Here is a 14,413-nt window from a genome sequence, read left to right on the forward strand (position 1 = left end):
CAGCACAGGGATGAGGGAGGGAACTCCTCACCCGCCCACCCGCTTCGTTGTCTCCCTGACGATCAACTCGAACCCGACATCCACCCGCGCACCTTCGGGAACGGCAGCGCCTTTTTCCGCTTCCAATATGGAAAGCAGCAATTCGCCCGCTTTGCGGCCGATCATCTGGGCGTCTACACGGATCGTTGAAATCGCCGGATAACATTGCCGGCCGATGTCGAAATCGCCGAAGCCGAGGATGGAAATCTGTTCGGGAACGCGAATGCCGCGACGATGACACTCCATCAGTGCGCCGACGGCGGAAATATCGGAGACCGCGAAAATGCCTTCGACATCCGGCGCCTTCGCCAGCAACGAGCCGAGCGTTTTGGCCCCATGGTCGTAGGAGACTGGGGCGCTGCCCTCGCGGATGATGAGGTCGTCGGCAATGCCGGCTTCGCGAAGTGCAGCACCAAAACCGAGCAGACGGCTTTCGCCGCGCCAGTCCTTCACGTCGCCATCCGCACGCGATCCCAGTGCGCCAATTCTCTTAAATCCAAGCGATATTAAATATTTGGCGGCGTTTCTTCCCACTTCGTAGTTGGAAAAGCCTACCGCATGGTCGATGGGATGTTCGGGAACGTCCCAGATTTCCACAATCGGGATGCCGGCGCGCATCAAAACTTCGCTCGCCATCTTGGTATGCACCGTTCCGGCAACGACTATGGCGTCGGGCCGGCGCTCCATCATGGTGCGGATGACGCGCTCCTCCTCCTGGAGATCGTACATGGTATAGCCGATCAGCAGTTGGTAGTCGGCGGCGCGCAGAGCATTGGCGAGTCCCTGTGCGCTGTCGGCGAAGTTGGAGTTGGTGAGCGTCGGCAGGATGGCGGTGATGAAATTGGTGCGCCGGGAAGACAGCGAACCGGCGATTCTATCTGGAACATAGCCCAGCTTCTCGATGGCCTTCATCACCTTCTGGCGCGTGTCCTCAGACACCAGCGCCGGATCGGCCAGCACCCGCGAAACGGTCATCTTGGAGACGCCCGCGAGTTTCGAGACGTCGCTCATGGTTGCTTTTTTTGACGTGACTAACGCTGCGGCCAAGGGCGTGCGCTCCACCAAAGCATGTCTCCCTGAATTAGAACCGGTTCAGGACAAGACATACACGAAGATATCAAGGGAAAGCACGCCGCATGATTGCAGATCGGTGCGGCGTGCACCGGATTTATGCGATGCGACGGTAGACGAGGTGATAGAAACGCCCGTCGCACATGCTCATCATCTCGTCCGTCAGCACCCGGCCTTCCAGTCTGACCGGCGAAACCAGCGCTTCTTCCACAGCCTCAATCGACGGATAGTCGATTTCCTGCACCATAATGATGGCCGCCGCGTCGGGGTCCGTACGCTCGGTGCGCATGACGCGCACCGCCTGCGCGTTCGGCATGCGTTTCCAGACCGGCAGAAGCTTTTCCTCGACGATGCGGAAAAACTCCTCCTCCCGACCGGCGTGGATCTTGCCTTCAAAAATTGCCGAGCGTGTATACATGGTTCCCTCCCGAATGAATGCCCGATGCAACAGTTCTGTAGATCGGACTTGCAATGATACCGATAACATGCATTATTGATCCTGCCAAGAACGCGAAATGGTGTCGACCAGAGGAAAATCGATAACCAGCCAAAATCATTGAATTTCATGGGAAATTCTAACGGTTTTGGATCTTCGCGTCTTCTTGGGAGGAGTTTTTTGCAAACCGGGTTGAAATGTTATCGAGAACATTTTTCGGTTTGCGCAAAGGCCGCTGTTCCCGTGCGGACGGCAAATAAAGGGTTGGAGGAGAAACCATGAGCATTTCCAGATTTTTGAAGAACATGACCGTCGCAGTCGGTGTTGCCGCAGCAACGCTTGCCGCGACCACTTCGGCCCATGCCGTCTCGCTCAGCGAGATCACCGCGCGCGGCAAGGTCAAGATCGGCGTTCTCACCGGCGCGCCGCCGATGGGTATGGTGGACGAGAAGGGCAATCCTTCCGGATATGACGTTGATGTCGCCAATCTGATCGGCTCTTACCTGTCGCTGCCGGTCGAACTGGTGCCGCTGACGCCGCCGGCCCGTATTCCGGCGCTCCAGACCGGCAAGGTCGATTTCCTTGTCGCGACGCTCGCTCCGACCGGTGAACGCGCCAAGACCGTCATGTTCACGCAGCCCTACAGCGCCTTCAACATGGACATCATCTCCGGCAAGGACCAGAAATTCGAAAATCTTGATAGCCTCAAGGGCAAGCGTGTTTCAGTCAATCGCGGTTCCTCGCAGGAAACCGCGCTGCGCAAGGCCAATGTCGAAGGTCTCGAAATCGTCGTCTACGAAGACGATTCCACCAGCGCCCAGGCTCTGCTTGCCGGTCAGGTGGATGCCGTCGCCCTGCCGTCCACGGTGGGTGAGGCGATCATCAAGCAGCGTCCGGAAGCCGGTCTGCAGGTCGGGTTCACCTTCTTCCAGCAGGGCAATTCCATGGCGACGAAGATTGAGGATTTCGAGCTGCGTCAGTGGCTGAACACCTCCATCTATCTCATGAAGATGTCGGGCGATCTCGACCGCATCTCGGTGAAGTGGACCGGCCGTCCGCTGCCGCAACTGCCAAGCTTCTGATTGAGCCATTCAACGCGCCCGCCGGGAGAAATTCCGGCGGGCCGGGAAATGTCCACGGAGTGACGCATGTCCTATACATTTCAATTCGGCGCGCTTGCCCAATATCAGAACGAATTGTTGAGCGGCATATGGCTGACGATCAAGCTATCGGTCCTCTCCATCGTGCTCGGTTGCGCTTTCGGCATTCTTTTAGCCTCGCTGCGTTCCATCAATGGCGGCATCGTCCGCATTATCGTGGACGGCTATGTTGAGGTGATCCGCAACACGCCATTTCTTGTGCAGCTTTTCATCGTCTATTTCGGTCTGCCGGGGCTCGGCTTTCGCGTTGGAGCCGATACGGCAGCTCTGATCGGCATGACAATCAATCTTGCCGCCTATTCCACGGAAATCATCCGCGCCGGCATCGAGGCGGTGCACAAGTCGCAGATCGAGGCGGGCGAGGCTTTGGGCTTCACCAAATATCAGATCTATCGTCACGTCATCATCGTGCCTGCCATCGCCAAGGTCTATCCTTCGCTGTGCAGCCAGTTCGTGCTGATGATGCTGGCATCGAGCATATGTTCGGCCATCTCCACCCATGAGCTTGCGGCCGCCGCTGCCTTCGTGGAATCGCAGACCTATCGCTCCTTCGAGGTCTATATCGTCGTCACGCTCATCTATCTTGCGCTGGCGCTCAGCCTGCGGCTCATCCTTGCCCTTGTCGGCATGTGGCTGTTCGGCCGCCGCGTGGCGCGCAAGACGATGACCGCCTTGCCGGAGGTGCAGTCATGACACTCAGAACTTTCGGCTGGAACGAGTTCGGCTTCCTGCTCACCGCCCTGCAATGGACCGTGCTTCTGACGATCATTGCGCTCATCGGCGGCGGCCTCGTCGGTTTCTTCGTGGCGCTTGCCCGCACCTCGGATCTGAAGGCGCTGCGTATCGCTGCCGGCACCTATATCCAGGTTATCCAGGGCATTCCGGTGCTGATGATCCTGTTCCTGTCCTATTACGGCCTAAGCCTTGCCGGACTTGAACTGCCACCGCTGATTGCCGCCGGCGCATCGATGACGATCTATACGTCGGGTTATCTCGCCGAAATCTGGCGCGGCTGCATCCAGGCGGTGCCGAAGCAGCAATGGGAAGCGTCCGAGTCGCTGGCTCTCACCCGCGTCCAGCAATATCGCTACGTCATCCTGCCGCAGGCGATCCGCATTTCCCTGCCGCCGACCGTCGGTTTTGCCGTTCAGGTCGTCAAGAATACGTCCATCGCATCAATCATCGGTTTCGTCGAACTGGCGAGAGCGGGGCAGCTTATCAACAATGCCACGTTCCAGCCGTTCCGCGTCTTCGTCGCGGTGGCCGTGCTTTATTTCATCGTCTGCTACCCGTTGTCCCAGCTGTCTCGTTGGCTGGAAAGGAGGCTTCATGCCGGAAGTAATCGTTGAAAACGTTCACAAGAGCTTTGGCGCTCTGGAAGTCCTCAAAGGCGTGTCGCTGACGGTCGGCCGTGGTGAAGTTTTCGCCCTCATCGGCCGCTCCGGCTCGGGCAAGAGCACGCTGCTGCGCTGCATGAACGGGTTGGAGAAGATCAATTCGGGCCGCATCGAAATTGCCGGCCATGCGCTGGGCGGAGATGCCACGGCGCTGCGCAAGCTGCGCACCGATGTCGGTATCGTCTTCCAGAGCTACAATCTTTTCCCGCATCTGACGGTCGGCGAAAACATCATGCTCGCTCCGCGCATCGTCAAGGACGTGGCAAAGTCGGAAACGAAGGACATTGCCCGTGAGGTTCTGCAACTCGTCGGCCTGTCGGAGAAATTCGATTCCTATCCCGACCAGCTTTCCGGCGGCCAGCAGCAGCGCGTGGCGATTGCCCGTTCGCTTGCCATGCGGCCGAAGGTGATGCTGTTCGACGAGGTGACCTCTGCACTCGATCCCGAACTGACGGAGGAAGTGCTGACGGTCATGGAAAACCTCGCCAAGGGTGGCATGACCATGATCCTTGTTACCCATGAAATGGCCTTTGCACGCCGTGTGGCGACCGAAACCATCTTTATGCACAAGGGTAAGATCTGGGAACAGGGCCGCTCGGCAGAACTCTTCGCCGATCCGCAAACACCGGAACTCCGGCAATTCGTCAAGGCCGATGTGAAATAGCGCCTGATCCACAAGGACATATCCATGAATACTGAAATCGTACAACTGTGCCCGCTGATCCCGGCACTGGAACAAGAACTCGCGCAGCGCTTCACTGTTCATCGCCTGTTTGAGGCGGCAGACAAGGTGACATTCCTTTCTGAAAAGGGTGCTGCAATCCGCGGCGTCGTCACCGGTGGCCATATCGGCCTGCCGGCGGATATTGGCGCCGCACTCCCCAATCTCGAGATCGTCGCCATCAACGGCGTCGGTTTCGACAAGGTGGATTTGGCGGAAGCCAAGCGACGCGGTTTCCGCGTTTCCAACACACCGGATGTTCTGACGGCGGATGTCGCTGACCTCGCGCTCGGTCTTGTTCTGGCGCAGGCGCGCAAGCTGCCGCAGGCTGACCAGCATGTGCGCACGGGGCAATGGCTGAAGGGTGATATGGGTCTTTCCACCCGTGTGGCCGGCCGCCGCTACGGCATTTTTGGCCTTGGCCGCATCGGTCAGGCGATCGCCAAAAGACTGGAAGGCTTTGATGCGCGCATTTCCTACACCGCCAGAGACCGTCGCGATGTTCCCTATGATTATCACGACAGCATCGAAGCGCTGGCCGCCAATTGCGACGTGCTGATCATCGCCGCCGCCGCCACCGCCGAAACGCGTCATATCGTCAATGCGGATGTGCTGAAGGCTCTCGGTCCCCAGGGTGTGCTCGTTAACGTGGCGCGTGGTTCGCTTGTGGATGAAAAGGCACTGGTCGAGGCGCTCTCGAGTGGCACGATCGGTGGCGCAGCGCTTGACGTCTTTGAAGATGAGCCACGTGTGCCGGAGGCGCTTTTCACCTTCGAAAACGTCACGCTCGCGCCGCATATCGGCAGCGGCACGCACCAGACCCGGCGCGCCATGGCCGATCTGGTTCTCGCCAATCTCGACGCGCATTTTGCCGGTAAAGAGCTCCCCACACCTGTCGTGTGATGGATAAGCAATTGACGGTTGCAGTCAAACGCTGCAGCCGTTGCAGCTGCATGAGATTGACTACGAAGTCCTGCAGCTCACGGTTCAGTGCTATGAAGTATTGAATGGGAAAAGCTTGTTTCACGGCGCAGATGCGCCGTGGCTCAATGCCGGCTCAAGGCTGGCATGTTGCAGGAGAGGTTTTGCCTTTGCCGACAATCTGATCGCGCGGTATTTGTCGCGCCATTTCGCTTCAATCCCCCGCCGCCGTTCATATTTATATAATATGTATAATCCTACTATTCTGCTTCCTTATACAGTAACGAGGCGGATAGTTGCGTTCCAAAGGCCCGAAGTCACGCTTGCAGAACCGGCCGCCGCGGACGAAGTCCGATGCGCCGACATCCGACCGGCATGCGCTGCTTGAAGCGATGATCGATCATGTGCCGGATTTCATCTACGCCAAGGACCTGGAAGGCCGCTTTCTTTTCGCCAACCGTGCCATCGTCACCGAAAACGGCTTCGACACAGTCGAGGAACTGATCGGTCTCACCGATTACGATATTAACGGCGATGCGGCGCAGCGTGCCGGCATTCCAGAGACCGAGGCGCGGGTGATGCGCACGGGAGAGCCGGATCTCGGTTTTGAGGAACGCGCAATGCGCGGCGATATCGACCGCTGGCTGATGATGTCGCGCGTGCCGCTTAAGGACAAGAACGGCGCGATCATCGGTGTGGTTGGTGCATCCAGGGATATTACGCAGAAGAAAGCCTCGGAGCGACTGCTTCAGGCGCAGGCGCATATTCTCGAAATGATTGTTGGGGCGGCGCGTATCGAGGATTTTCTCGAAGAATTCGTGAAAGCCATCGAAAACCTCGCTACGGGTCTTGCCTGCGCTGTTCGCGTATTCGATGCCGCGGCCGGCGAACCCTCGGTCTATGCCTCACCGGCGCTTGCACAGAATGCGGGGGTGGTCGCGCTCATCTCCAGCGTCAGCGATCCCGAAAGCCTGACCTATCCCGCCGGTAATGTGGCCTTCAGTTTCGATATTCCCGCCAGCGAAGGCAATGCGCACGGTTTCGTCTGGTGCATGTTGGCGGGCCGCACACCGGATGCGGGGCTTCTGGAGTTCATCGCCGCCGCCGCGCGCATGGCGGGTCTTGCGATCGATCGCAAACGGGCGGCGGAACATATCGCGTTTCTTGCCGATCACGACATGCTGACACGGCTGCCCAATCGCCGCTTTCTGGATACGAGATTGCCGGAAATACTGGCAGAATCGGCAAAAGCGAAGCGGCATGTCGGCATCGGCTTTCTTGATCTCGATAATTTCAAGCAGATCAACGATACGCTCGGACACAGCGTTGGCGATGCTTTGTTGTCAAAAACGGCTGAGCGCATCTCGCGCAGTCTCGGTCGAAACGATCTGGTGCTGCGGGTGGGCGGGGATGAGTTCGTCATCATTCTGCATAAGCACAAGGACGATTTCGAAAGCCGCCTGCAACATATCCGGGCTGCGGTCTCGCAGCCGCTGCGCCTCGGCAACTACGATATCAAGGTCACATGCAGCATTGGCATGGCATTTTTCCCGGAGCACGGGGAAACCACGGCGGAAATTGTCGCTGCGGCCGATCTTGCGATGTATGAGGCCAAGCATAGCGGGCGAGATGGCATTGCAACCTTCACGCCGCGCATGGCGGATGATCTGAGGAAGAAGTTCACCCGCATCGAGGAATTGCGCAAGGCGGTGGAAAGGGACGAGTTCGTTCTACACTATCAGCCGCAGGTCGACCTTCTGACCGGTCGCATCAGCGGCGTGGAGGCGCTGGTGCGCTGGCAGCACCCGGCGGAAGGTCTGCTCGGCCCCGCGGAATTCATCGGCCTTGCGGAAGAAACCGGCCTCATCGTTGAACTTGGGGAAAGCGTTCTGAAGAAAGCCTGCCTTCAGGCGCAGGCATGGTGCAATGCCGGGCTGCCGCCCGTCAAAATGGCGGTTAATATTTCACCCAGGCAATTTCAGGGCGGCCTTGTGGAGCAGATCAGGTCTGCGCTCACGCAATCCGGCCTTGCACCGTCTCTGTTGGAAATTGAGATCACCGAAACCCTCATCATTCAGGATGTAGAAACATCCGTGCGGATCATGCGCGTCATCAAGGAGATGGGCGTCAGCCTTGCACTGGATGATTTCGGCATCGGTTATTCCTGTCTCGGCATGCTCAAGACCTTCCCCCTATCGTGCATGAAGATAGATCGGTCGTTCCTCACCCATCTGCCGGAAAAAACCAAGGACAGCGCCATCGTCTCCATCATGATCCAGCTTGCGGGGTCTCTGGGCATCGATGTCATTGCCGAGGGCGTCGAGACCGGCGAGCAGGCAGCGTTTCTGCGCGCTGCCGGCTGCCCCTATGGGCAGGGTTATTACTTCAGCCGCCCGGTGCAGGCGGATGCGATCGAGGCAATGTTGGGGAATATGATGACTTTCCCCGCTGGTCTATCGAACGACATGCAATAATTCCCACCTCGGTGGCCTGCCTCTAACCGGATTCGCCGGGCGCGAATTGGCGGAAGGCACGTTGCGCTGTCTTTGCCGCATAGTGGCGTCGGGAGGGAGTGCGGCTATATCACCCTTCTTGCGACCCCACGCGGCATTGAAAGCCCGCATCCCTTCATCTTCATCCATGACACTTGATGCCTTTCCCAAGCGATTGCGGGATTGGTCGCAAGTTTGTTCTGGTATTATAATTCAAAAATATTAGAACTAATTTGCGCTATAACTAAGTAATAAATATCGAAATAACCAAATAAAACATTTATATATTATATATTAAACTATTAATTTGTTGTAATTTTACTACGTGATTTGAATGTATTCTCTAAGTGTATTTGTATTCTTTAGATTTGAATTGCGAGTCTTCCGTAATTTCTGCCATTTGCTGAATCAGCGCAGAGAAGCGGGCGGCAGGGAAAAGACCAGCCCTCAGTTTTGCGCATTCGTTGAAAAATTTTTTGACTGGAGATTAAAAATGAACATCAAGAGCCTCCTCATCGGCTCCGCTGCCGCTCTCGCAGCAGTATCCGGCGCACAGGCCGCTGACGCTATCGTCGCTGCCGAACCCGAGCCCATGGAATATGTTCGCGTCTGCGACGCCTTCGGCACCGGCTTCTTCTACATCCCCGGCACCGAAACTTGCCTGAAGTTCGACGGTTACGTTCGTTTCCAGACCGACTTCGGTCGTAACCAGTCCGGCACTTCCGACTGGGATGCCACGACGCGCGGTCAGTTCAACATCGACACCCGCACCGACACCGAACTCGGCGCTCTGCGTGGTTACATCGGTCTTCGTGGCCAGGCCGACAACGACACTGACCGTAACATCGTTCTCGATCAGGCTTTCATCGAACTCAGCGGCCTGAAGGTCGGTTTCTACTACAACTGGTGGGATGACGGCCTCTCTGGCGAGTATGACCAGCTCAGCTCCAACCGCACCCGTCTGAACGCCATCCGTTACACCTACGACGCAGGCTCCTTCTACGTTGGTGCCGCTGCTGAAGAGCTGGAAGGCTCGCGCAAGGGCACGTCTGAGCTTGGCGTTTCAAAGGGCGGCAAGTTCAAGACCAACACGAACGATGTCGGCGTAAGCGCCATCATCGGCGGCAAGTTCGGCGGCGTTAAGGCCAACCTGCTCGGCGCTTACGACACCAACCAGGAAAACGGTGCAATCCGTGCAATCGTCACGGCTGACATCGGTCCGGGCACCCTTGGCCTCTCCGGCGTATGGGCTTCCGGCGCCAACTACTACTACGAAGAATCCGAATGGTCGGTTGCCGCTGAATACGCAATCAAGGCAACTGACAAGCTGACCATTACCCCCGGTTTCCAGTACTTCGGCACGATCGATATCGGTGCTAACAACGACTTCGTTGGCAACCGCGATGCATGGCGCGCTGGCGTAGCGACAAACTACAAGATCACCTCCGGCCTCTCCACGAAGGTTGCAGTGACCTATCAGGACGTGGACGGCAAGAAGGGTGTAAACGGCGGTGGCGACAGCTGGACCGGCTTCCTTCGTCTCGAGCGTTCGTTCTAATACCCGACACAAGAAAAAAGCATAAACCTGGTTAGATAACTCAGATCCACCCCGCTCTTGAGCGGGTGAGTGCCAGCTCCAGTAAAAGTTCCTGACATGATGTCAGGTTTGCTCCCCGGACCCCTCCAGGCCGGGGAGATTTTGTTTTGAGGAAAGTTCCGGCAGATTTTTGTCAACAATGTCGTTGCGGGCATTTGCGGGCGGGTCGCTGGGTTGGCGGGTTGCCGGTCCTGGAGATCAGGTTGCGCTATCGCTCGCCAGGCATTGGTACCGGCGGCTGGGGAGGGTGCACTGGCTCTTCGAAGGTTCGCAGCAAACGGCCCCAGCCCGGATCATGCATATGCGCTTCAAGACCCGCGCGGGCGGCAAGCGCCAGTGCCTCTTCCTGTCCAAAGGAGAGAGCCGTATCGACGTCAGTCGTCAGAACAAGGCCGTTTTCCATCAGCATCTTGCCATCGACGAAAACGGTATCGACGTCGCTTCCCAGAACCTGATGCACGAGACGGTGCACCGGCATCCACATCGGCATCAGATGTGGCTTGCGCATGTCGATGACGACGACATCGGCCTTTTTGCCAATTTCGAGCGAGCCGATTTCATCTTCCATGCCGATGGCGTGGGCGGCGTCGATGGTAATCATTTCGAATATCTTGCCCGGCGGCAAAAGGTAGCGATCGTGATTGTGCAGCAGGTGCTGCGTGAATTGCGCCAGACGGGCGGTCTGGAGCATATCGAAGTGACGGCTGGGTGCCGCGCCGTCGGTGGTGATGGCTACTCGAATCCCCTTGGACATCATTTCCATGATCGGCGTTGAGCGGCCCGGCGGGGCGTGGGTCACGCGCGTGCCGGTTTCCGCCAGAATGTCGATTTCTTCATGCGAGATGCCCCAGCAATGCTGGAGGTGGATATCCGGGCCGAGAAGCGCATTTTCCTTATCCTGAAACGCCATGCGGATTTGTCCCGCAAATGCATCCGAGTGTAGCCTGACGCCCATTTTCCGGGCCGTCTCGCGTATTCGGCGTGCCTGCATGCGGTCGTTTTCCGTCAGTTTCACCGCCTGGTCGGGGCTTGAAGCGTTGGAGGGTTCCACCGAGGGAACGATGGTAAAGGGTGTCAGAAAAACACTGATGCGTCCGTCTGCCGTTCCGTTCAGGGCGTCGATCGTGGCTTCGCTGCCCTCAATCATTTCCTCGAAGCTTACATTTCGGCGCTCCGGAGAGCCGCTTTCCCATCGGGTCACCGGGTGCGGCCAGGGCAGGCCGGAAGGTCCAACGCAGATGATTTCACGAAGCCCGATTTCGTCATAAGCGCGGGCGTGGTTGATGGCAAAGACGGGGTCGTCGGCGCGTGGCATCGAGGTGATGATGCTGGTACCGGTCGTCACGCCGGCGCGAAGCCGCTCGATGCCGGAGACCAGGCCGTCCGCATACCAGTAATCGCGTGTGACGTAGTGATAGTAGGTCGGCGTCACGACCTTCATCCACATGGCGTTGGTGTCGGCCGCAATGCTGCGGATCAGCGCGTGCCCTGCATGGCCATGGGCGTCAATGAGGCCGGGAATGATGAGTTTTCCCTGGCAATCTATGATCTGCTTGTCGGTGTGACGTGGCGCCAGCTGCGCTGCTGTACCGATGTCGACAATACGGTCGCCCTTAATGGCAAGGCCACAATCCTCGATGATGCGTCTTTCGCGATCCACCGTCACCATCGTGCCGTGCAGCAGCAGAAAATTCCCCATTTCGTCCTCTCCCTCATTGAAGTGCAGCTTGTATCCAGAACCTCGCGATTTTGGATACGATAATTGTCAACAATATTATTGACAATACGCCTGTGCGAAACAATACTCCGCCTTGTCCGGCCGGTAGGTCTGCCGGCTATCCAATGATTTATAAAAAGGGGGGATCAAATGTCCCGAATTAGAAGTTTCGTTCTGGCCGCCATGGCCGCCGCCGCCATTGCCGTTCCCGCAAACGCAGAAACCTTGCGTTGGGGCGGCCGCGCGGATCTTTACTCGCTTGATCCGTATTCGGTGCCTTCCACCTCCAACCTCGCCTTTCTCAATCATATCTATGAAGGGCTGGTGCGTTACGGGCCGGACTTCAAGATTGAGCCGGCGCTTGCGACCGAGTGGAAACTTGTTGATGAAAAAACATGGCGTTTCACCCTGCGCAAAGGTGTGAAGTTCCACGACGGTGCTGAGTTTACCGCTGACGATGTCGTTGCATCTTTCACGCGCGCTTCGGATGCCACCTCGCCATTGCGCGGCAATATTCCGGTTTTTGCGGGCGTGAAGAAGGTCGATGATTACACCGTCGATCTGAACGTCACCGCGCCCACCTCGCTTTTCCTCAACGACATCACCAATATCTTCATCTTCAATGCCAAGTGGTTGAAAGATAACAACAGCGAAAAGCCGACCGACTTCGCTTCCAAGGTCGATGGCTACACGACGATGCATACCAACGGCACCGGCCCGTTCAAGCTTGAGAGCCGCGTTCCCGATAGCAAAACTGTTCTTGTCGCGAACGATTCCTGGTGGGATCAGAAAAAACACAATCTCGATCGCATCGAATTCGTGCCGATTGCCTCGGCCGCAACCCGCGTTGCAGCTTTGCTCTCCGGCGAAATCGACCTGATCGATTCCGCGCCGATCCAGGATCTGCCGCGTCTGGAATCCTCGCCCAACATCACGGTGAAGAAGCGCACCGAGCTGCGCACGCTGTTCATCGGCTTCAATCGCCGCGAAAAGCTGGAAGACGGCAAGCCCAACCCCTTCAACGATCTTCGCGTTCGCCAGGCATTCGAGGCCTCGATCGATCGTGATCTCATCAACAAGAAGGTCATGCGCGATCTTGCAAGACCGTCCGGCTCGCTTATTGCGCCTGAGATTGCGGGTTACGCCAAGTCGCTTGATACCTATCAGCCTGCCGATCCGGCAAAGGCGCAGAAGCTGCTTGCCGATGCAGGTATGAAGAACCTTGCATTCACCTATACCTGCATGAATGACGAAAGCATCAACGAGGAAGACATCTGCTCCGGCGTTGCCAACATGCTCAAGCGCGGCGGGTTCCAGCCGACAATCGACATCGCCCCGCGTTCGGTACAGTCTCCCAAGCGCAATGGTGGCAAGGCCGATGTCTTCAACCTTAGCTGGGCGAACGAGCCCACGCTCGATGCCTTCTCGTTCCTGTCGCAGATCCTGTCGACCCGCAAGGGCGCGATGGGCGTATCCAACTATGGCGGCTGGTCTAACCCCGAGATCGACAAGCTGGTGGATCAGGCAGCACACGAGCAGGACAATACCAAGCGTCTCGCGCTTGAAGAAGCTGCATTGAAAATAGCCAAGGACGAGACGATGCTTGTTCCGCTGCACCAGCAGCCCATCGCCTGGGCCATGCTCGGAAAGGTCAAGAGCGTTGATTTCCGCGCCGACAACAAGCCGCGCCACTGGCTGACTCAGGTCGGCAAGTAATCCGGAATATCAGGGAGGCATTGGGCATTTCGCTGAACGCCTCCCTGAATGCTCCGCTGCCGGTGCAATTGTTGACAATGTTACGGGCGCATGCGGCCCGTACCCCGTCTCTTGCAAAAATGGGCAAACCTGCCTGCCTTTTGGCCACGGGTTTGCATCCGAGAGGTTACAATGCTGGTTTTCATCATCAAGCGTATGGGAAATGCCATTCTGGTCATGCTTTCCGTCGCGCTTATTGCATTTCTCATTTTCAGGCTTGCCGGAGACCCGGTCGAGCTGATGGTGGGGGAGCAGACGTCGCAGGAAGATCGCGCCGCCTTGCGTGAGCGTCTTGGTCTTAACGACAGTCTGCCAACGCAATATCTGCGGTTTGTCAAAGATGCCGCCCAGGGCAATTTCGGCGTTTCCTATCGCAACGGCCAGCAGGTGCTGCCGCTGATCGCGGAGCGGTTTCCAGCCACGCTGGAACTGGTTCTGGTGGCCACGATCATATCGCTTGTCGTCGGCCTGCCGCTCGGGGTGCTGACGGCGATCAGGCGCGGAAAATGGTATACGGAGGGCCTGCAATTCCTGTCGATTGTCGGCGTCTCGCTGCCAAGCTTCGTTGTCGGCATTCTGCTTATTCTCGTCTTTTCGGTCAGCCTCGGCTGGGCGCCGGCCTTTGGTCGCGGTGATGTCGTGCAGCTCGGCTGGTGGTCCACCGGCCTGCTCACCTCATCGGGGCGTGCCGCACTCATTCTGCCTGCCATCGCGCTCTCGCTTTACCAGATCACGCTCGTCATGCGTCTGGTCCGCGCCGAGATGCTGGAGGTGCTGCGGTCCGATTTCGTGAAGTTCGCCCGTGCACGCGGCATTCCCCGCTGGCGCATTTATTTCCGCCATGCGCTGCGCAACTGTCTTATGCCTGTTGTGACGCTGACGACGATGAATGTCGGTTCGCTCATCGCTTTTGCGCTCATCACCGAGACGGTGTTTCAGTGGCCGGGCATGGGCATGCTGTTCATACAGGCGGTGACGTTTCTCGATATCCCCGTCATGGCGGCCTATCTCTGCATCATTTCCTTCATCTTCGTTGTCCTCAACACGTTCGTCGACATTGCATATGCGGTGATCGATCCGCGTCTGCGCACTGCGCGCTAACCGAAG

General features: G+C 57.6%; 12 protein-coding genes. 9 read left to right on the forward strand and 3 right to left on the reverse strand.

The annotated features are described in order from the left end of the window. Nucleotides 1-27: 27 nt before the first annotated feature. Complete coding sequence (locus tag F617_RS0121815) at nt 28-1,050, reverse strand: LacI family DNA-binding transcriptional regulator (protein WP_019566709.1); 1,023 nt, start codon at nt 1,048-1,050, stop codon at nt 28-30. A gap of 157 nt (nt 1,051-1,207) precedes the next feature. Next, nucleotides 1,208-1,528, reverse strand: a complete 321-nt coding sequence (locus F617_RS0121820; RefSeq protein WP_004431319.1) for a hypothetical protein — start codon at nt 1,526-1,528, stop codon at nt 1,208-1,210. A 296-nt stretch (nt 1,529-1,824) separates the two neighbouring features. Between F617_RS0121820 and F617_RS0121830 the strand changes: the two genes are divergently transcribed. The 7 genes from F617_RS0121830 to F617_RS0121860 all read left to right on the forward strand — a co-directional run bounded on the left by F617_RS0121830 (nt 1,825) and on the right by F617_RS0121860 (nt 9,795). Then, on the forward strand, nt 1,825-2,628 hold the full coding sequence (locus F617_RS0121830) for a transporter substrate-binding domain-containing protein (protein WP_004431321.1): 804 nt from the start codon (nt 1,825-1,827) through the stop codon (nt 2,626-2,628). A 66-nt stretch (nt 2,629-2,694) separates the two neighbouring features. After that, on the forward strand, nt 2,695-3,399 hold the full coding sequence (locus F617_RS0121835; protein WP_004431329.1) for an amino acid ABC transporter permease: 705 nt from the start codon (nt 2,695-2,697) through the stop codon (nt 3,397-3,399). Continuing rightward, a complete protein-coding gene (locus F617_RS0121840; RefSeq protein WP_019566712.1) occupies nt 3,396-4,055 on the forward strand; it encodes an amino acid ABC transporter permease in 660 nt (219 codons plus the stop codon). The genes F617_RS0121835 and F617_RS0121840 overlap by 4 nt, the downstream gene beginning before the upstream one ends. After that, the gene (locus F617_RS0121845) at nt 4,036-4,767 is read left to right on the forward strand and encodes an amino acid ABC transporter ATP-binding protein (RefSeq protein WP_026331007.1); all 732 of its coding nucleotides are present in this window, start codon (nt 4,036-4,038) and stop codon (nt 4,765-4,767) included. Before F617_RS0121840 ends, F617_RS0121845 begins: the two co-directional genes overlap by 20 nt. Before the next feature lie 24 nt (nt 4,768-4,791). Then, complete coding sequence (locus tag F617_RS0121850) at nt 4,792-5,727, forward strand: 2-hydroxyacid dehydrogenase (protein WP_019566714.1); 936 nt, start codon at nt 4,792-4,794, stop codon at nt 5,725-5,727. A gap of 341 nt (nt 5,728-6,068) precedes the next feature. Continuing rightward, nucleotides 6,069-8,219: a bifunctional diguanylate cyclase/phosphodiesterase gene (locus F617_RS0121855; protein WP_019566715.1), complete on the forward strand. Its 2,151-nt coding sequence runs from the start codon at nt 6,069-6,071 to the stop codon at nt 8,217-8,219. 511 nt (nt 8,220-8,730) lie between these two features. Continuing rightward, complete coding sequence (locus F617_RS0121860) at nt 8,731-9,795, forward strand: porin (protein ID WP_019566716.1); 1,065 nt, start codon at nt 8,731-8,733, stop codon at nt 9,793-9,795. Between the two features lie 247 nt (nt 9,796-10,042). On the opposite strand, the gene F617_RS0121865 is transcribed toward F617_RS0121860, so the two are convergent. After that, nucleotides 10,043-11,533, reverse strand: a complete 1,491-nt coding sequence (locus tag F617_RS0121865) for an amidohydrolase family protein (RefSeq protein WP_019566717.1) — start codon at nt 11,531-11,533, stop codon at nt 10,043-10,045. Between the two features lie 168 nt (nt 11,534-11,701). Between F617_RS0121865 and F617_RS0121870 the strand changes: the two genes are divergently transcribed. Then, entirely contained in the window at nt 11,702-13,267 is a 1,566-nt protein-coding gene (locus F617_RS0121870; protein WP_025594912.1) for an ABC transporter substrate-binding protein, read from the forward strand. A 171-nt stretch (nt 13,268-13,438) separates the two neighbouring features. Beyond that, nucleotides 13,439-14,407, forward strand: a complete 969-nt coding sequence (locus tag F617_RS0121875; RefSeq protein WP_004431345.1) for an ABC transporter permease — start codon at nt 13,439-13,441, stop codon at nt 14,405-14,407. Nucleotides 14,408-14,413 lie beyond the last annotated feature (6 nt).

Source organism: Agrobacterium sp. 10MFCol1.1, assembly GCF_000381165.1.
GTDB classification, from domain to species: Bacteria; Pseudomonadota; Alphaproteobacteria; order Rhizobiales; family Rhizobiaceae; genus Agrobacterium; species Agrobacterium tumefaciens.